Source organism: Lentibacillus amyloliquefaciens, from assembly GCF_001307805.1.
Classification (GTDB): Bacteria; Bacillota; Bacilli; order Bacillales; family Amphibacillaceae; genus Lentibacillus; species Lentibacillus amyloliquefaciens.
This window is the reverse complement of sequence record NZ_CP013862.1, coordinates 2,423,244-2,440,633: the sequence shown is the minus strand read 5'-3', so window position 1 is coordinate 2,440,633 and position 17,390 is coordinate 2,423,244. Positions and strand designations below refer to the sequence as shown.

Here is a 17,390-nt window from a genome sequence, read left to right as displayed (position 1 = left end):
ATGGTAATTGGCACGGTGCCATGTTGAAAAGGAGAGTCACCGATAGCTGGATGTTCTGGTTGCGTGTAAAAATTTAATAAATAGAAGCGGAAACGGGGAACTTAAATTATAAACGCAGCGTCATGAATCGGGAATGCCGCTTATCGGTACAATTCTTGGCATGGGCAGGCCTTCCAATCGAGGTTTTTTGGGCAGGCTAACTTAAATGATGGCCCGGGAGTGCGACTTGCATAGCAGGCCATTTTTTCTATTGACGATTCTCTTCAACGAAACTATAATTAAACACTATGTTTGAAATAACACGAGCAAGCTGATGGTTTTTAGAGAGATAGAGCAGATAAATGGTTCGGGCAAAGGATAATCATTTTCCATCCAACGGTCATTCATAACAGCTTAAGACACTTGCTCCTAAAAAATGGAGGCAAACTTTGCAGGAAAAAGAAAAAATTAAAACGGATTGGACCGTTTTTGCCGTCAGCGGCGGGTTTTTAATTTTATTTATTGTATTATCGTTCTTAAACAGTGAAGCGGTTAGTGAGTGGATCACGCGATTATTTGATTACTCTGCTGATTTGTTTGGAGCGTATTGGCAAGTATTGCTGTTTGGTAATTTTGCAATTGGCATTTATTTGGCTTTCTCCCGATATGGGAGGGTTCGATTGGGGAAAATGGATAAACCGAAATATAGCTATTATCGCTGGGTTGCGATGATACTCGTGACACTTCTGGCGAGCGGTGGTGTCTTCTGGGCAGCTTCAGAGCCGATGTATCACTACATGACAACGCCTCCTCTGTTTGGCGGCGGTGAATTCAATAATATATGGGCTGCTTTTGCGCAAGGTTTTATGCATTGGGGCTTTCTGGCTTGGGCGATCCTTGGGACACTGGCTACCATTGTGATGATGTATGTGCATTACAGCAAAGGCTACCCAATGCGGCCTCGGGCACTATTATATCCGATGTTTGGAGAGAAAATCTTTCATAAAAGTGTACTCGGGTCTACCGCTGATATTTTCTCTATCATTGCAACAGCTGCCGGAACATTGGGACCGTTAGGCTTTCTAGGTCTGCAGATATCTTATGGGCTCAATCATTTGTTTGATATTCCAAATACGGTAACTGTCAGTATTCTGGTCGTTGTTGTTCTGTCGGTCATTGCTGCGATTTCCGCTGCAACAGGGGTGGACCGCGGAATTCTTTTGCTGAGCCGCGTCAATGTCGGTATGACGTTTGTATTAGGCGGGGTTATACTCCTGATTGGGCCGACGCTGTTTATTATTGATGCATTTATCGGCGGAACAGGTACGTATTTACAGAATTTCTTTGCGATGAATTTTTACCGCGGTGATAATGCGTGGCTTGGGTCTTGGACCATCTTTTTCTGGGGCTGGTTCATCGGCTATGGCCCGATGCTGATTATTTTTATAAGCCGAATCTCCCGCGGCAGAACAATCCGTGAATTGATTATTGCTGTATCGATTGTCGCGCCGCTTGTAACCAATTTCTGGTTTTCCGTTATAGGCGGGACAGGCGTATTCTATGAAATGGAGAACCCGGGGTCGATTTCAGGCGCGTTGAATGAGGCGGGAATGCCTGCCGCTGTCATGGCGATTATGGACCAGTTGCCGTTGGGTACTGTGATGGCTGTTCTATTTCTTGCTATTTCAATTGTGTTCGTGGCAACAACAACTGATACCATGTCATATACTGTATCTGTGACCTTGACGGGGAATGATCATCCTGCCCGCTGGCTGCGTGTCTTCTGGGCGCTGATATTTGGCGGAACAACAATGATGATCCTCACGATTGGCGAGGGCAGTATCACGGCTATCCAAAACTCAATTGTCATAACGGCTGTTCCGGTTTCGTTCCTGCTGTTGCCGCCGTTATGGAATGCCCCGCAGATCGCCAGGAAAATGGCGCTTGAACAAGGGCTTATGTGGGAGAGACCGAGGAAAGGCAGACCAATTAAAATCGACCATAGAAAGTAGATGGGGTACTTCAGGGTACTCCCTTTTTTTGTTTGATGATTTTCGTATAATTTACGGGTCATTTTTGTTATAATGGAAATGCTATTAAGGGAGGCGTCACCGTTGAGTGAAGCGAAAAAGTTGCAAAAAGATGCAAATAACATATTGAAACAGACAAGCCGCACATTTTACATACCGATTACGCTGCTGAAGTCTCCGCTGGATCAGACGGTGGGCTCAGCCTATTTATGCATGCGTGCTGTTGATGAAATAGAAGATCATGAAGAATTGGAATCAGAAACAAAACAATATTTGCTCCGCGCGATAAGTGAATTATTGAAACGTGACACCTTTGATGAAGAAGCTTTTCACGAATTAGTACAGCCTTATGAAACGATTTTGCCTGAGGTGTCGTTACGGCTTGGCGACTGGGTTCGCCTTTGCCCGGATGGGATTGCCGGTAAGGTAAAAGAGTCAACGGGCGTTATGGCTTCCGGTATGGCAGACTGGGCCGAAAAAGAATGGCATATCAAAAACGAGAATGATCTGGATGATTATACCTATTATGTAGCCGGTCTTGTCGGGGTTATGCTGTCTGATATTTGGCAATGGTATGACGGGACACAGACCGACCGGGGGCTTGCGATTGGCTATGGCCGCGGTCTTCAGGCTGTTAATGTTTTACGGAATCAGGATGAAGACAAAGAACGCGGTGTCAGTTTTGTTCCGGACGGATGGACGCGTGATGATTTGTTCGCCTATACTGAAAAAAATCTGACCAAGGCGGATGAATACCTGAAGGATATCAATACCCGGACGATAAAGCTGTTTTGCCGGATTCCGCTTGCATTAGCTAAGCGTACTTTAAAGGCATTAAAAGAAGGCCGTGAAAAGATTTCCAGGAATGAAGTTGAGACTATTGTTGAAGATATTAAAAATGACTGAAGAAAAGCCACCGTTCGCATCGAATGGTGGCTTTTGTTATATCTTCTCCGAGGCTATCAATAACAGGAAAACGAGACCGTTCCTGGCAATTGGATCTAATAGCACTGGAATGACTGTATATTATTTAAGTCGACACCATAGTAGACCCATCTGTTCTGCTGCCACCTAAAGCCTGCAATCGACTGTCTGCCGATAAAGACCGGGAAAAACCAGAATGAATCCCATCTTAGCCAGATATACGTGAATCGAAATAAGCATCTCTGGATTGCCCCCGGATCGACTGCAAATACACCGAAGTCACCTTGTACCTGCTGTGTTTGTGGCTGTTGTGGTGTGAATGACGGAGGCGGGGATGAGGGTGCACTGACTTGCTGCTGTCCACCCGGAAATCCTGACGGTGGTCCTCCACCAGACTGTCCGGGTGGCCCACTGAATGGAGGACCGCCTCCTGATTGTCCGGGTGGTCCGCCGAATGGAGGCCCTGACCCGGGACCGCCATCTTGAAACCATGGCAGATTAAATATTCTTGCATCGTCATATGGTGGCTGGTTATGATTCATATTCAATTTCCTCCTTATTTTTCTTTCTCTTTAGCATATGGCTATTCGTCTATTGTTGTATGGGCGTATGATGCTGGTGATTTTGTCTTTTTAAATAATAGAGGTTGTTCAAAAAGTTCGGTAACAATGACACGTCGGTGTTTCTAGTTGGCTGGTTTCTCCGCTCCTTGGAAAAGAAAACTACTAATGCTCGCTTGCGATGCGGATTCAGGGAAGCATTCCTTGTGCTCATGTATCTATAGGCATACATTCCACTGCTCGAAACTGCGCCGCCTCGAACTTCTCGGTCTTTTTTTTCCGCATATAATGAATCAGTAACCCGCCAAACAACGGCGGCTAACTGACCATAAATGCCCGATTCTGTTCAATTAACATTCAACGGAAAAAATCATTCCGCTGAATGAAGCTTCACTTTATCCTCCTTTTTGAACAAACACTAATACGGATTTAATTTCAGTCATCCCCTATTGACTCTAACGTTACGTTATACTTTACAGTAACAATTGAAGGGAGGTCATATTGATGAAAGTAAAAGAAGTGGCCGGATTAGTCGGCATCAGTGTGCGCACACTGCATCATTATGATGAGATCGGTCTTCTGAAGCCGGAGCAGACAACAGAATCAGGCTACCGGATCTATTCAGAGAAGGATCTCGAAACATTACAGCAGATACTGTTTTTTAAACAGCTGGGCTTCCCTTTGAAAAAAATAAAGGAGATTATCAATAGTCGATCATTTGACAGGGAAGAGGCACTTCGGGTCCAGCGTAAGATGCTGCTGGAGGAACGTTCCCGTCTCGATAACATGATTGCGACAATTGATAAGACGATCCGGCATGCGAAAGGAGAGATTGAAATGAGTGATAAGGAAAAATTTGAAGGAATTGACTTCAGTCACAACCCATATGAACAGGAAGCACGCGAACGCTGGGGTGATGAGGCAATTGATGAATCAAATGCTAAAATCAAGCAGATGTCAAAAGATGAACAGAAAAGAATGGGCGAAGAATTTGATCGAATTTATCGGGATATTGCAGCTGTCCGACATCAAACACCTGACTCGGATGAAGCACAAGCTGCCATAAAAGTCTGGTATGATTACCTGAATAAAATTGGCAACTACTCACTTGATGCTTTTAAAGGACTCGGACAGATGTATGTCGATGACGAGCGCTTCACGAAAAACATCGACAAATATGGTGACGGTCTGGCTGTGTTCATGCGGGATGCGATGGCTGAGTATGCAGAGCGGAATACAAACTAAATGATTAAAGTTAACAAAAGGGGATCACAATCTTTGGTGTGGCACCATCTATAATAAATTACGAAAAAATGGCATAAAAGTTTCATCAAACCGAATTTGGCTGAAGTTTTCACAGAATCTGCTTAAGTTCACAATTTGTTCGGTAAAATGTGAGTGAGCCGATATGATGGGTTATTAAACAGTTTGCTTAAATGGAGTAAAGCAGAATGGGAAAAGACGTTTTCTTTTCCCATTCAAAGCTTCCTAACAGCTTCCGTCACATTGCCGGCCAGGGTGATGGCTGAAATGACAGCAACGCCATCCGCTCCGACGTCAATGACGGAGACCGCATTTTCTTCAGTAATCCCGCCGATCCCGACAATCGGCATGTTGGGATATTGACGCCTCAATGTTCTGATCCATTCCAGTCCGACTGTTTGTTCGGCATCGTCCTTGGATGGTGTTTCGAATACCGAACCGGCCCCGAGATAGTCAGCCAGCTGAATGGAGCTATTGTCGACTTCGGATTGATTTGACACAGATAATCCAATTAGTTTATCAGGATACATCTCCCGCGCTTTTTCAAGAGGCATGTCATCCTGTCCAAGATGGATGCCATCAGCTTCCAGCGGTTCGACCAGGTCAGTATCATCATTTACGAAAAATAGGACATGATGACGGGTGCAAATGTCACGCAGCCTCTGTCCCAGTGTCAGCTTTTCTTGTCCGGTTAAAGCGCCCGTCCCTTTTTCCCGGTACTGGAAAGCGGTAATGCCGGATTTTGCCGCTTCTTCGAGAATATCTTCAGGTTTTCGGTCACAATTCTGACTCCCCATGATAAAGTATTTTCTGAGATTCATAAGTTATGTTCTTTCCAGTTCGGAGGGGTCAAGTGACAGCGCATCGATGAAATGGGGGAGGAACGTTCCCGGACCATTGACATCTGTTCGCCCGGCAGCATGTTCTGCGGCGCACCCGTAAAATTTAAGTGCGGTTAATGCCTGTTCCCCGATGGACTCGTTTGTTGTCAGGCAAGCTGTTAAAATTGATCCGAGCAGACAGCCGGCGCCGGTAATTTGACCTAATATCGGGTGGCCTGTTTGATTCTGCAAAACCTTGTTGCCAGTGCAAATCACATCCGTTTTTCCGGTGACAACAGCAGCCGTTTGATATGTTTCAGCCACTTTAGTCGCAATCTCATCGGCATTGCCGTCACCGACTGATTCGACACCCTTTGTTTCCCAGGGAATTTCTACCAGGTGTGCAAGTTCCCCTGCGTTTCCTTTAATCACAGTCGGTTTCACTTGTTCCAGAATATTTTTCACAGCTTTTGTTCGGAACGGGGTTGCGGCAACACCTACAGGATCAAGTACAACCGGAATACTTTTTTCGTTGGCGGCGACTCCTGCATGGATCATCGCCGAAAGTTCATCGGCTGTCAGCGTCCCGATATTGAGCAGGACAGCATCGGCATTGGAAGCCATATCAGCTGCTTCTTTTTCAGCTTTGGCCATGACCGGTGCAGCACCGAACGCCAACAGCCCGTTAGCTGAAAAATTCATGACAACTTGATTGGTCAGATGATGGATGAGCGGCATCGTTTCGCGTGCTTCTTGAATAATGGTTTGTTTCATTTACTTCACCCTTTCTATTCGATGTGCCCACTGATTGGTCGGACCGCTCCCTTGTCCGACGGAAAATGAATGGCGGATAGCTGCCGTTATAAAATCTTTTGCCTTTCGGACGGCATCCGGCAGCTTGTAACCGTGGCTTACATAAGCCGCAATGGCTGCTGAATAGGTACATCCCGTTCCGTGTGTGTTTGTCGTATCGATGCGCTCGGTTGAGAACGTATGCAACTTTTCACCATCGTATAAAAAGTCGACTGCTTCATCCGCCATATGACCGCCTTTCACGAGCGCAGCACCTGCGCCGAATTGATGAACAATTTGCTTGGCCGCCTGCTGCATGTCTTCGGGTGTTTTTATTGTTTCTCCGGTAATCACCTCTGTCTCCAGGATATTCGGTGTAACCAACGCTGTCATTGGCAACAGATTCTTACGCAGGTACGCGCGGGAATCCTCTGCGATTAACGTATGTCCGCTTGTCGTTACCATAACCGGGTCCATAATATAAGGAATATCCAATCCGGAAATTTTTTCTGCAACAGCGTCCATAATCTCGATGTTAGCCAGCATGCCGGTTTTGAATGCCTGGAACGGAATATCGGAAATAACCGATCCCAACTGCTGCTTAATCATTGGTACCGACATATGCTCTGCATCCTGAACGCCTGTTGTATTCTGGGCAACAACAGATGTAATGACCGACATGCCATACGTTTTTAATTCCTGAAATGTTTTAAGATCAGCCTGAACGCCGGCGCCGCCGCTTGGATCGGTACCGGCGATTGTTAGGGCTGCAGGTACTTGGTTCATAATAAAACCTCCTTATACGTGATTTTCCAGTAAATTCGCCTGTTTCACTTTCGAAACGATAAACCAGCCGATTAATGCACCCGATATACTGCTGACGAGAAACGATGGCATAAAGAAGAGCGCGCCGGCTGAACTGCCCAGCAGAATACGGGCGAATGGAACGGCGAACAATGAACCGAAAATCCCGGTGCCTATTGCTTCACCGAATGCAGCCAACCCTTTTTTGTCAGTCAGACGATAGAGATAACCAGCCAATAAAGCGCCGATCATGCCCCCGGGAAACGCCAGCAATGTTCCAAGGCCAAGCATATTGCGGAGAAGACCGATCATAAAAGCAATGATGACTGCCGGTCCGGGGCCAAGTGTAACTGCAGCCATGACGTTGACCGCGTGCTGTACAGGATAGGCCTTGGCAACGCCTGCCGGGAACCATAGAAGCTGTGCGCCCAGTGTTCCAATCGCCACAAAAACGGCCATTGTTGTCAGTAAACGTGTCCGGTTCAATTCAGTCCTCCTCTCATTAGGGGCGGAAGGAAATTTAAAAAGCCAGATCCATAGTCTGGACCTGGCTCCTGAAATAGCTGATATCAAAATTGCTGTCAGACTACTTCCCTACGCTGGTGTTAGCCAGATCAGGTCCGTAAGAGTCGGAAAGCTTGTAGACGCCTTTCCTCTCAGCCCGCGTTTTTTGGGCACCCCTAGTAGTTATAAAATATTGTTTTATTCATTCTAAGTGTAACAAACGGATACGATTTTGTCAGGATTTTATTAAAATTCCAAATTGACTTTGATAGAATGACAGTCAGAAAAGAAATGAGCGAATGAAAATCTGGCAATGCTTTATGGATCCCTTACAGCCAAAATCTTTGTACAAGCCTACCAGCGCTATGCCGGAGTGCCGTATAATCAGTATTGGGACATAATAGCACTGATTAATTTTCTGGACGGCCCCCGGAGGTTTATCCTAGGTGGGAGGCTTTGGGTGTGAGAGGATTGACTCGCTCATTAATTGAGGAAAGATTGGACGCGTATGTGGTACAATTAGTAAAATATAGAGACGTTGAATAATTCATTGAAAACGTCGCATAAGATAACGAAGATGCAAGGGAGGAGAAATTTTAATGAGCAGAACAGGTGAAGTTGTATTAAGCATTATTGGCGCACTTATTTATGGTTTTTTCGCACTAATGGGAGCCACGATGGTATGGTTTTTTAATAATGAAGCGCTTTGGAATGATGCGAGCCAGGAAATCCAGCAGCAGCAGCCGGAATTAGCACAAGCTGACATGGAAACTGTTCTCAGTTTTTTCCAGGGAGGCGGCTGGTTTTTAATTGTTCTTTCGCTAATTGCCGTCGTTCTCGGTATTCTTTCAATCGTATTCATGACAGGTGATAAAAAGCCGAAAGCAGCTGGAATTATTTTGATTGTAGTGGCAGCTGTAAGCACCCTTGCGACATTTGGAGGGCTGATATTCGGCGGTTTATTCTATCTGATTGCCGGAATTATGTGTTTGGTACGAAAAGCACCGGCACCGGCAACCCATGAAACAGTCGAATAGGATGCTTTAAAAAGAGCAACGTAAGAGGTTGCTCTTTTTTAATTTGTCTCAAAAATCCCGGTTTAATTTTTCGAATATTTACAATGCGCTGTATTATGTTATATTATATAGAGAAAAAGGTCGTAAAAAGTCTGGTCGTGGAATTTTGATGTAACAAGGGGATGATAGTATGCAGGAAGAAAATACGGCTAAAAGTGATCCACGCTATAAAACAGCCAACCGGGAAGCACTGATCGGCGTTGGACTGGTTGTTTTTAACTTCATCTGGTGGTTTGCGTTTGCATATGGTCTTGGAGGAAAGGATCCTTCAGAGTACACTTATGTCTTTGGGCTGCCGGCATGGTTTTTTTACAGTTGTGTGCTTGGTTTTGTGGTCATGGCAGTACTTGTGATTATTGCAGTGAAAAAATGGTTTGTGGAAGTTCCGTTTGATGAAGAGGGAGAGGAATAATGAATTGGCAGGCATTAGTTCCATTAATTGGTGTTATATTAATTATATTTGGCACAGGTGTGTGGGCAGGTAAATATATAAAATCGTCCAACACATTTATGCAGGATTATTTTCTGGGCGGAAGAAGTCTTGGCGGGTTTGTCCTGGCAATGACAATGACGGCTACATATGGCAGTGCCAGCAGTTTTATCGGCGGGCCGGGCACTGCTTACACGGAAGGTCTTGGCTGGGTGCTCTTGGCAATGACTCAAGTGTCAACCGGCTACTTTGTGTTAATGGTCCTTGGTAAAAAATTTGCGATTGTCACCCGTAAATATAATGCACTGACAATGGTCGATTTTTTGAAGGAACGATACAAATCGAAATGGGTTGTCCTGATTTCGGCATTCAGTATCATTATCTTTTTATTTTCAGCGATGGCAGCCCAGTGGATTGGCGGAGCCCGTTTGATTGAATCTCTGATCGGAATCCCTTATACAACGGCACTATTCATTTTTGCAGTATTAGTGCTTATCTATGTTGTTATTGGCGGTTTTCGGGCAGTGGCACTCACTGATTCGATTCAGGGATCAATCATGTTTGTTGGAACACTTGTATTACTGATTGCGACGATTATAGCAGGCGGCGGTATTTCCAATATTGTTTCGGATCTAAGTGCGGAAAATCCGAATTTGATTACACCGTATGGCGCAGAAGGGACACTGACACCGGCATTTGTGTCGTCATTCTGGATTTTGGTCGGTGTCGGCGTTGTAGCTTTGCCGCAGATCACGGTGAGAGCGATGTCTTATAAAGATTCCCGTTCGATGCACCGTGCGATTATTATTGGTACCATTGTCGTCGGTGTGATTATGTTAAACATGCATTTGATCGGTGTATTCGCCCGTCCGATTTTGCCGGGGATTGAAGTTGGTGATAAAGTTATGCCGCTGATTGCCCTGGAAGTGCTCCCAAACTGGCTGGCAGGCATCGTGCTGGCAGCTCCGATGGCGGCTATCATGTCAACGGTCGATTCACTCCTCTTGCTGGTGAGTTCATCCATCGTAAAGGATGTTTATTTGAATTATGTTGAGCCAAAAGCATCACATCAGCGCGTGAAAGGACTGAGTATCGGTGTCACCGCAGTTCTCGGTGTCATCGTATTTCTTATGGCACTGAATCCACCTGATCTGATTATCTGGCTGAACCTGTTTGCCTTTGGCGGACTTGAAGCAGCTTTTATTTGGCCGATTGTGATGGGTCTCTATTGGCAAAAAGGCAATAAATACGGGGCGCTTGCTTCAATGATTACCGGGGTCGGCCTGTACATTCTATCGGATAGCTTTTTCCCGCAGCCGTTCGGTCTGCATTCAGTCGTCATGCCGGTTGTAGTGTCGTTCTTTGCCTATGTATTCGTAAGCCTGGGCACTCAGGAAAAAGTGGTTGGACAGAAGACGTGATTCCGGATTGAGTGGATAATCGCTGTAGATTGTTCGAAAATCGCTGTAGATGGAGCGGGAATCGCTATAGATCTGCCACGAATCAACAGAAAGAATTTAGTAAATAGCGGGGAGATGTATAATGGACCGAATCATGGTGGTGGGCGTTTCAGCAGGTGTGGGGAAGTCCACGTTTGCCCGTGAATTGGGTGAACGGCTGAATGTAGAAGTCTTTCATCTCGATGCATTACACTGGCGGCCAAATTGGGTGGAAGCACCAAAAGAAGATTTTAAGAGCGCACAAAAAGAGATTGTCACCCGCAAGCAGTGGATTATCGAAGGCAACTACAGCAGCACGTATGATATTCGTGCTGAAAAGGCCGATACCATTATATACCTTGAGCTGCCTTTGATTGTGTGCCTCTATAGAGTAACTAAACGTTGGCTGACACATATCGGCAAAACCAGGCCTGATATGGGGAATGGATGTAAGGAAAAGTTAGACTATACGTTTCTGAAGTTTATCTGTACCACCTATCGTTCACGTAAGAAAAAGATGCGAGAGAGGCTTCAGGCTTTTCAGGAAATGGGGCCGGAAAAGAATGTTATTATGCTTAAGAATAAAAATAGAATCCGGACTTATCTTGAAACACTGAATAATATGCCTGCATCCAAATAGATTCGTTTAAATAATCCTCCAAAGGGATTTGAAATCTGAAAGCGGCTTGCAGAAATATTTTGGGAAGGCGCAGTAAACTATTCACTGGCTGAACAGGTTCCAAGTCTTAGAAAGTTAATAGGAAAATAGATATGTAATTCGCATTAACATCGTCATAGTGTTTGTAATAAATATTTTTGGGGGGAGTGCTGCTTAAATGACGACGATCGGATTTGTCCGTCATGGTGTTACACAATGGAATAAGGAAGGAAGAGCACAAGGGAGCTCAGATATCCCCTTGGATGAAGAAGGCCTAAGTCAGGCTCGTCTTTTGGCATACCGATTGGAAGCAAGTGAATGGGATGTCGTCTATTCCAGTGATCTATTGCGGGCGAAGCAGACGGCTGAAATTCTGAATGCTAAGCTTGGAACACAACTGAACTTGGATTCCAGGCTCCGTGAAAGAGGCGGAGGGCTTACTGAAGGAACAACAGAGGAAGAAAGGATCCAGAGATGGGGCCCCAACTGGCGTGAACTGGATATGCAATTCGAATCACATGACAGTATTATTTCCAGAGGGAACGCGTTTATTGATGAGATTAGTGAAAAACATGTGAACCAAAATGTATTGATCGTCAGCCACGGAGCATTCATTAAGACGCTTTTAAAAGCACTTTGTCCCGGTTCAAATATGGATGAATCCTTGAAGAATACGTCACTAACTTCCCTGATAAAATGCGGGCGCAGCTGGAACTGTGAACTCTATAATAGGACGGAACATTTATTGGAGGGCGATTCACTTAAAATGTAAACGTGCAAAAATTTCAGGCCGTTGATGCGAGTATTGTTTCAAAGAAGAACGCCACTCCGTTTTGATGTGGCATTTTAGAATGAAGGTGGGGAGAGGGTAAAGTGAAATTACTGACAGGAGACAAAATCAAACTGACCAGGTTTAAAGAACATGATATATCTATATTAGAACAGTGGCATCAGGACGAGGAATTTATCCGATTGATGGATTCGTCTCCCGCTTTTCCGAAAACCGAAGAGGAATTAAAAGAATGGTATTTGAAAAAGCTCAAGACGAATGAATTTTTATTTGCTGTACGAACATTGGAATCGGATGATTTAATCGGCTTTCTGGAGCTGGATTCAATTGATTGGGTGAATCGGAACGCGTGGCTGTCACTTGGAATAGGAGACCAATCAAATTGGAACAAAGGATATGGTCAGGAAATTCTCAGGTTGGGGTTGGCCTTTTCGTTCAGGGAGCTCAATCTGCATCGTGTGCAACTGACGGTGTTTGAGAGCAATAAGCGGGCGATTGCTGCTTATGAAAAGAGCGGTTTTAAGCATGAAGGCGGTCAACGGGAATATTTAACACGCGACGGTGAGCCTGAGGACATGCTTATGTTCGGTATTTTGCGCCGGGAATGACAAGCGGCACTAGTCTAAAAGCCTAATTGAAATGACTGGACGTCCAGTTGTCGAATGGATGTGAAGGGATGAAAAAAGAAAAGCTGATCAGAAAATACGATAAACATGTCAAAATGTATAAGAATATCTGCAACAATCGTCACTTGGAACGCTGGAGAAGGCTTCTTTTAGCAAATGCCAACGGAAACATCCTGGAAGTTGGTGTTGGCATTGGCGCTAACTTTCCCCATTACAACAAGGAAAATGTTCACGTTACAGCAGTTGATTTCAGCCCTGAGATGATTAAAAGTGCCAAGCAAACTGCTGCAGATTACCAAATTGATGCGGAATTTCTGCAAAAGGACGCCGAGGAGCTGGATTTTGAAGCGAATTCATTTGATTGCATTGTTTCCACGTTGACGATGTGCGGCTATCCTCATCCAACGAGGATATTGAATCAATTTAACCGTTGGTGCCGAAAAGATGGCACCATCCTGTTGATGGAACACGGCATCAGCTCAAATTCGGCATTGTCGTTTGCTCAAAGAATAGCGGATCCGTTGTTCAAAAAGGCAGCCGGATGCCATTGTGACCGGAACATGATGAAAATCGTTGAAGAATCTGATTTGAAGATTGATTACAAGAATAGTTATTGGACAGGTATTATAAGTCTGATTTGGGCAAGTCCATCAAAGTAAGGCACCTTACTTATAAATAGTTGTTTGGATTAAATCCCGTTCGCAGTTTCCTGTCCCAAAATCGCATTAGGGGATGTGTATGATAGCTGTAAACAGGGAATGGCCCAGACTAGGAATGAACGATTATGGTTTACGGTGGTTAAAGGGCATCATGCCGCCCATATGATAATACCTTATATACACCTGAAATTTCCTGACATCCCTGTTATTAAGAGGTGAGCCTCAATGGAACTGAAACTGCGGAATAAAATGAACGGGAAACGTGGCTTATATGTATTCCCATTGCTAGTTACAGTGCTGTTGTTTGTGAATTTTTATATGATTATAAATCACAAATCAATTGTTACGACAACGATAGCAATGATTTCTGCAGCACTTTTGATAATTTTATTTTTTATGTCCATCTGGTCCATTGTTAAACAAACAATCAGATAGTTGGTTTTAAAATTTCATAGCGACCAGCTTATTAGAAAAGAGGATGCCGAAAATCCGGCATCCTCTTTAATCACATAAAAGACTGGTTTTTTTCTAGAAGCTTGCTTTGGCTTGATCATTTGCAAACTGGATAAAATAATCAAGTGAATCCTGATTGCTCAGTGACCCTTTATTGACCACTTCACTTACCGGTTTGCCCATCAAAATCTTTTTAATTGGTATTTCCAGTTTTTTGCCGTTCAATGTTTTTGGAAGATCCGGCGCTTCGTAAATCCCGCTTGGAACATGTCGAGGTGAACAGTGAGTCCGGATCTGACTTTTGATTGTTTTCTTTACATCCTCGGTCAATTCCTCGCCATCTTTCATCAGGACGAATAATGGTGTATAAGAGTCTCCCTCGCCTTTTGGAACATCCACGATCAGACTGTCACTGACTTCGTTCACATGGTCAACCGCACGATAAATTTCACTTGTTCCGATTCGGATTCCTCCCCGGTTGATCGTGGCATCAGAACGCCCATAGATGACGCATGTATGCCGGTCAGTGATTTTCAAGTAATCCCCGTGTCGCCAAATACCCGGGAACATATCGAAATAACTGTCATGCAGTCTGCTGCCGTCCGGGTCATTCCAGAAATAAATCGGCATAGATGGGAATGGCTCAGTCAGGACGAGTTCACCGACTTCTTCAATGTGCGGATTGGCATCATCATCAAAGCTTTCTATTTTTGCACCGAGACCACGGCACTGCAGTTCCCCTGCATGCACCGGCAAAATAGGAGCCCCTAATATAAATGCTGTGCAGACATCGGTTCCGCCGCTTGCTGAGGCAATCCAAAGATCCTCTTTCACATTGTCATAGCACCATTGGAATCCTTCCGGCGGCAGTGGGGATCCGGTTGAGCTGATACTCTTGAGATGACTCAAGTCGTATTCCTCAGCTGGCTTCAGTTTTTCGTCTTTCATGCAGGCGGTAATATAGCTCGCACTGGTACCAAAGACCGTCATCTTCGTATCCTGGGCAAATTTCCAGAGCATCCGTTTATCCGGGTAGGCCGGGTTGCCATCGTATAAAATAATTGCACTGCCGGTCAGCAGTCCGCCAACAAGGAAGTTCCACATCATCCAGCCTGTTGTCGTATACCAGAAGAAGCGATCGTCTTTTCCAAGGTCTGTGTGGAATGTCAATGCCTTCAGGTGTTCCAGTAAAATACCGCCCTGGCTTTGAACAATCGGCTTCGGTCTGCCGGTCGTACCGGAGGAAAACAACACCCAAAGCGGGTCATTGAAGTTAACGTGCTCGTAAGTCAGAGTTCCTGACTCAGCAACCGCATCTTCCCATAGCGTGACATTTTTCATTCTGCTGGTATCCGGTTGTTTGTTCAAATATGGAACAGCAATAGTTGCTTCCAAAGTCGGCAGTTTTGACTGGATATTTTCCACAACATCAATCCGGTCAAAATCTTTTCCCCCGTAACGATAGCCATCAACGGTTACCATCACTTTCGGTTCGATTTGTTTAAACCGGTCAATCACGCTTTGTGTGCCAAAATCCGGCGATGCACTCGACCAAATCGCGCCAAGGCTTGCAGTCGCGAGGAAAGCCACAACAGTTTCATAGATGTTAGCAACATAGGCCACGACACGGTCACCTTTTGCAACTCCAAGATTTTTAAAAGTTTGCTGCATAGCGGCTGTGTCCTGGTACAGCTTCTGCCATGTTATTTCTTCTGTTCCGCGCAATTCTGACGAATGGATGATGGCCGGCTTATCATTGTCCCGGTCTTTGAAAATATGTTCGGTGTAGTTGACGGTTGCTTCCGGGAACCATTTAGCCCCGGGCATCTGATGTGATGTCAGAACCGTTTCATACGGGTTTTTCGCCTGGATATCAAAATATTCCCAGATTGATGTCCAGAAGTTCTCCAATTCGTTGACAGACCATTTCCACAGTGAATGATAGTCGTTAAATTGCAAGTTTTTATGTTCGCTTAACCAATTCATATAATCATAGATTTTAGATTGCTGTTTTCGTTTTTCATCCGGCTCCCATAATAGGGTGCCTTCTTTTATATCACCCAAATTGCTGCCTCCTTCACTTGTAACACTTATACCTATTATATGAAACCGTTTTCTGTATGTAAAGGGTGGGAGATGCTTTTATACCGGGATGAACATGATGAATAAGGATTAGAATGAATGTTAATCACGCTTTAGGTGGCTGTTGAATTGGAATCTTTAAAGAAGTTCGGAAGCTGGGGTGACTTTTTGTAGAGCAATTACTTTTGTCAGATGCGGAGAAACTTATTTTGCTCTAATAGGTATTCAGATTTGTTGATTTTTCCAATTATTTACATTAATTTTTCGTAGTGCATCCTATAAATTTCTTAGCTTTGTTTCATGTTCAATGGAGCGTAAGGCGAGGGTTTCCATCGATTTATCCTGTCTTTGACTGCTTTCTGATAACGCCTGCAGTTTTTCTGAATTTATTGCAACCTGATTGAAATTTCGATTGATTTGGCTGTAATTACGATCTATTTTTGCTGCATTATCATCTATCTTTGCCGCATTGTCATCTATTTTTTCTTTAAGTCTCTCTTCAAGACGTTGGATGTCATCTTTTGTCGCCATCCCCGATAAGTCATCTTTCGTCGCCATGTTAATCTTGATGTCTTTGATATCATTGACTAACTGCTGTAAAATCGTTTCCAATTTTCTCACCTCCTCTTATTGCGGTGAAACTTGTTTAAACTATATCACGCTATATTACAGGGCGCAACTTTAAATTAAGCGGAATTAAACCAAAGAAAAATGCCGTTTGTGAGACGAAATCATAATTATAAAAGATATTGTCAATAGAATTTATTGTTAAAGGAATGCAAAATCAAATAATTATGTTATATCCAAGAATTTTTTGCATTATATTTTTAATTTGGGACATACGTATTATCCCACATGTAACTGGCAGCCATCCATGAATCAAAGATTCACCAATTAGGATGAAAATGGTTTTATATTGTCTATACTGGACATTTTTCGTGCTAACTAACAGTGGATTTTCATGGGAGTAAGACCTTCACCTCAAATGTGCGCGTATACGATGAAGCTTAGGAGGGGGTTCAATTGCCAGTAAATGTCCGATTCGTTCATCTAACAATCAGAGGGGAAAGAAAACCCCCACTGATTGAAGATTCACTTTATGTGCAAGCGATGAGAATCCGGAAAATGATTTTGTGGGTTACGCTGTCAGAGTGTAATCCGTACGTACAAAAACGCTCCGATATGAGTATTACCCGAAGCGCATTTGATGCAATGTGTTATAACGATATATCGCATATGACACTACTGCCGGCTATTGCGATCATGTTCAGCAAACTTCACAAAGGTCAGCTCATCTTCAACCAGCCCGCATGAACCGCATTGTATTTTATACTCCGGGCCAGAGTAGGTAATATGAAAAACTTCCGGCTGGCCCTCTGTATAATCATTTAATAGTTCCCCGGTTTGCGGGTCCAATTTCACCGACTTTGCCACTTGTTCGATAATGTTAAACCGGGAACGATTTGTTTTGCAATTCGGGCAAAGGTATTGATGCGTCAT

19 protein-coding genes and 1 riboswitch are annotated in these 17,390 nt (G+C 44.2%); of the genes, 11 read left to right on the top strand and 8 right to left on the bottom strand.

Annotated elements, in window-relative coordinates; all coding sequences use genetic code 11:
* The first annotated feature begins 428 nt into the window (after positions 1-428).
* Both AOX59_RS12245 and AOX59_RS12240 read left to right on the top strand, forming a co-directional pair.
* On the top strand, positions 429-1,991 hold the full coding sequence (locus tag AOX59_RS12245; protein ID WP_068445941.1) for a BCCT family transporter: 1,563 nt from the start codon (positions 429-431) through the stop codon (positions 1,989-1,991).
* A gap of 102 nt (positions 1,992-2,093) precedes the next feature.
* On the top strand, positions 2,094-2,915 hold the full coding sequence (locus tag AOX59_RS12240) for a squalene/phytoene synthase family protein (RefSeq protein ID WP_068445940.1): 822 nt from the start codon (positions 2,094-2,096) through the stop codon (positions 2,913-2,915).
* 95 nt (positions 2,916-3,010) lie between these two features.
* On the opposite strand, the gene AOX59_RS12235 is transcribed toward AOX59_RS12240, so the two are convergent.
* Positions 3,011-3,475, bottom strand: a complete 465-nt coding sequence (locus tag AOX59_RS12235) for a hypothetical protein (RefSeq protein WP_068445938.1) — start codon at positions 3,473-3,475, stop codon at positions 3,011-3,013.
* A gap of 516 nt (positions 3,476-3,991) precedes the next feature.
* Between AOX59_RS12235 and AOX59_RS12230 the strand changes: the two genes are divergently transcribed.
* Positions 3,992-4,738: a MerR family transcriptional regulator gene (locus tag AOX59_RS12230; protein ID WP_068445937.1), complete on the top strand. Its 747-nt coding sequence runs from the start codon at positions 3,992-3,994 to the stop codon at positions 4,736-4,738.
* Between the two features lie 233 nt (positions 4,739-4,971).
* Here the strand turns inward: AOX59_RS12230 and thiE are convergent, their stop codons facing one another.
* Genes thiE through thiW form a run of 4 tightly spaced genes read right to left on the bottom strand, consistent with a single transcriptional unit; the run spans position 4,972 to position 7,659 of the window.
* Entirely contained in the window at positions 4,972-5,577 is a 606-nt protein-coding gene (gene thiE / locus AOX59_RS12225) for a thiamine phosphate synthase (protein ID WP_068445932.1), read from the bottom strand.
* 3 nt (positions 5,578-5,580) lie between these two features.
* Positions 5,581-6,351 (bottom strand): hydroxyethylthiazole kinase, encoded by a 771-nt coding sequence (gene thiM / locus AOX59_RS12220; protein ID WP_068445930.1) that lies wholly within the window; start codon positions 6,349-6,351, stop codon positions 5,581-5,583.
* A complete protein-coding gene (thiD, locus tag AOX59_RS12215) occupies positions 6,352-7,155 on the bottom strand; it encodes a bifunctional hydroxymethylpyrimidine kinase/phosphomethylpyrimidine kinase (RefSeq protein WP_068445928.1) in 804 nt (267 codons plus the stop codon). It abuts the gene before it with no gap.
* Positions 7,156-7,167: 12 nt separating this feature from the next.
* Complete coding sequence (gene thiW, locus AOX59_RS12210) at positions 7,168-7,659, bottom strand: energy coupling factor transporter S component ThiW (protein WP_068445927.1); 492 nt, start codon at positions 7,657-7,659, stop codon at positions 7,168-7,170.
* 88 nt (positions 7,660-7,747) lie between these two features.
* Positions 7,748-7,865: riboswitch (TPP riboswitch) on the bottom strand.
* 411 nt (positions 7,866-8,276) lie between these two features.
* Between thiW and AOX59_RS12205 the strand changes: the two genes are divergently transcribed.
* The 8 genes from AOX59_RS12205 to AOX59_RS12170 all read left to right on the top strand — a co-directional run bounded on the left by AOX59_RS12205 (position 8,277) and on the right by AOX59_RS12170 (position 13,790).
* Positions 8,277-8,714 (top strand): DUF4064 domain-containing protein, encoded by a 438-nt coding sequence (locus tag AOX59_RS12205; RefSeq protein ID WP_068445926.1) that lies wholly within the window; start codon positions 8,277-8,279, stop codon positions 8,712-8,714.
* A 169-nt stretch (positions 8,715-8,883) separates the two neighbouring features.
* Entirely contained in the window at positions 8,884-9,165 is a 282-nt protein-coding gene (locus AOX59_RS12200) for a YhdT family protein (RefSeq protein ID WP_068445925.1), read from the top strand.
* On the top strand, positions 9,165-10,604 hold the full coding sequence (gene panF / locus AOX59_RS12195) for a sodium/pantothenate symporter (RefSeq protein ID WP_068445923.1): 1,440 nt from the start codon (positions 9,165-9,167) through the stop codon (positions 10,602-10,604). The genes AOX59_RS12200 and panF overlap by 1 nt, the downstream gene beginning before the upstream one ends.
* Before the next feature lie 121 nt (positions 10,605-10,725).
* On the top strand, positions 10,726-11,262 hold the full coding sequence (locus tag AOX59_RS12190) for a P-loop NTPase family protein (protein ID WP_068445921.1): 537 nt from the start codon (positions 10,726-10,728) through the stop codon (positions 11,260-11,262).
* A gap of 196 nt (positions 11,263-11,458) precedes the next feature.
* Complete coding sequence (locus tag AOX59_RS12185) at positions 11,459-12,052, top strand: histidine phosphatase family protein (protein WP_068445919.1); 594 nt, start codon at positions 11,459-11,461, stop codon at positions 12,050-12,052.
* 101 nt (positions 12,053-12,153) lie between these two features.
* The gene (locus tag AOX59_RS12180; RefSeq protein WP_082684199.1) at positions 12,154-12,678 is read left to right on the top strand and encodes a GNAT family N-acetyltransferase; all 525 of its coding nucleotides are present in this window, start codon (positions 12,154-12,156) and stop codon (positions 12,676-12,678) included.
* Positions 12,679-12,746: 68 nt separating this feature from the next.
* Positions 12,747-13,355 (top strand): class I SAM-dependent methyltransferase, encoded by a 609-nt coding sequence (locus AOX59_RS12175; protein WP_068445918.1) that lies wholly within the window; start codon positions 12,747-12,749, stop codon positions 13,353-13,355.
* A 225-nt stretch (positions 13,356-13,580) separates the two neighbouring features.
* Complete coding sequence (locus AOX59_RS12170; RefSeq protein WP_068445916.1) at positions 13,581-13,790, top strand: hypothetical protein; 210 nt, start codon at positions 13,581-13,583, stop codon at positions 13,788-13,790.
* A 93-nt stretch (positions 13,791-13,883) separates the two neighbouring features.
* On the opposite strand, the gene AOX59_RS12165 is transcribed toward AOX59_RS12170, so the two are convergent.
* The 3 genes from AOX59_RS12165 to AOX59_RS12155 form a co-directional block, all read right to left on the bottom strand.
* The gene (locus tag AOX59_RS12165) at positions 13,884-15,872 is read right to left on the bottom strand and encodes an acetoacetate--CoA ligase (RefSeq protein ID WP_068445914.1); all 1,989 of its coding nucleotides are present in this window, start codon (positions 15,870-15,872) and stop codon (positions 13,884-13,886) included.
* A gap of 294 nt (positions 15,873-16,166) precedes the next feature.
* Entirely contained in the window at positions 16,167-16,502 is a 336-nt protein-coding gene (locus AOX59_RS12160) for a hypothetical protein (protein ID WP_068445912.1), read from the bottom strand.
* A 630-nt stretch (positions 16,503-17,132) separates the two neighbouring features.
* Entirely contained in the window at positions 17,133-17,390 is a 258-nt protein-coding gene (locus AOX59_RS12155) for a DNA alkylation repair protein (RefSeq protein WP_068445910.1), read from the bottom strand.

What these genes read in the sequence shown, in the direction of transcription:
- AOX59_RS12170 (WP_068445916.1), top strand. Translation starts at nt 13,581, where the DNA reads ATGGAACTGAAACTGCGGAATAAAATGAACGGGAAACGTGGCTTATAT.
- AOX59_RS12235 (WP_068445938.1), bottom strand. Translation starts at nt 3,475, where the DNA reads ATGAATCATAACCAGCCACCATATGACGATGCAAGAATATTTAATCTG.
- AOX59_RS12175 (WP_068445918.1), top strand. Translation starts at nt 12,747, where the DNA reads ATGAAAAAAGAAAAGCTGATCAGAAAATACGATAAACATGTCAAAATG.
- thiE (WP_068445932.1), bottom strand. Translation starts at nt 5,577, where the DNA reads ATGAATCTCAGAAAATACTTTATCATGGGGAGTCAGAATTGTGACCGA.
- AOX59_RS12205 (WP_068445926.1), top strand. Translation starts at nt 8,277, where the DNA reads ATGAGCAGAACAGGTGAAGTTGTATTAAGCATTATTGGCGCACTTATT.
- AOX59_RS12190 (WP_068445921.1), top strand. Translation starts at nt 10,726, where the DNA reads ATGGACCGAATCATGGTGGTGGGCGTTTCAGCAGGTGTGGGGAAGTCC.
- AOX59_RS12185 (WP_068445919.1), top strand. Translation starts at nt 11,459, where the DNA reads ATGACGACGATCGGATTTGTCCGTCATGGTGTTACACAATGGAATAAG.
- thiD (WP_068445928.1), bottom strand. Translation starts at nt 7,155, where the DNA reads ATGAACCAAGTACCTGCAGCCCTAACAATCGCCGGTACCGATCCAAGC.
- AOX59_RS12200 (WP_068445925.1), top strand. Translation starts at nt 8,884, where the DNA reads ATGCAGGAAGAAAATACGGCTAAAAGTGATCCACGCTATAAAACAGCC.
- panF (WP_068445923.1), top strand. Translation starts at nt 9,165, where the DNA reads ATGAATTGGCAGGCATTAGTTCCATTAATTGGTGTTATATTAATTATA.
- thiM (WP_068445930.1), bottom strand. Translation starts at nt 6,351, where the DNA reads ATGAAACAAACCATTATTCAAGAAGCACGCGAAACGATGCCGCTCATC.
- AOX59_RS12155 (WP_068445910.1), bottom strand. Translation starts at nt 17,390, where the DNA reads ATGACGCATCAATACCTTTGCCCGAATTGCAAAACAAATCGTTCCCGG.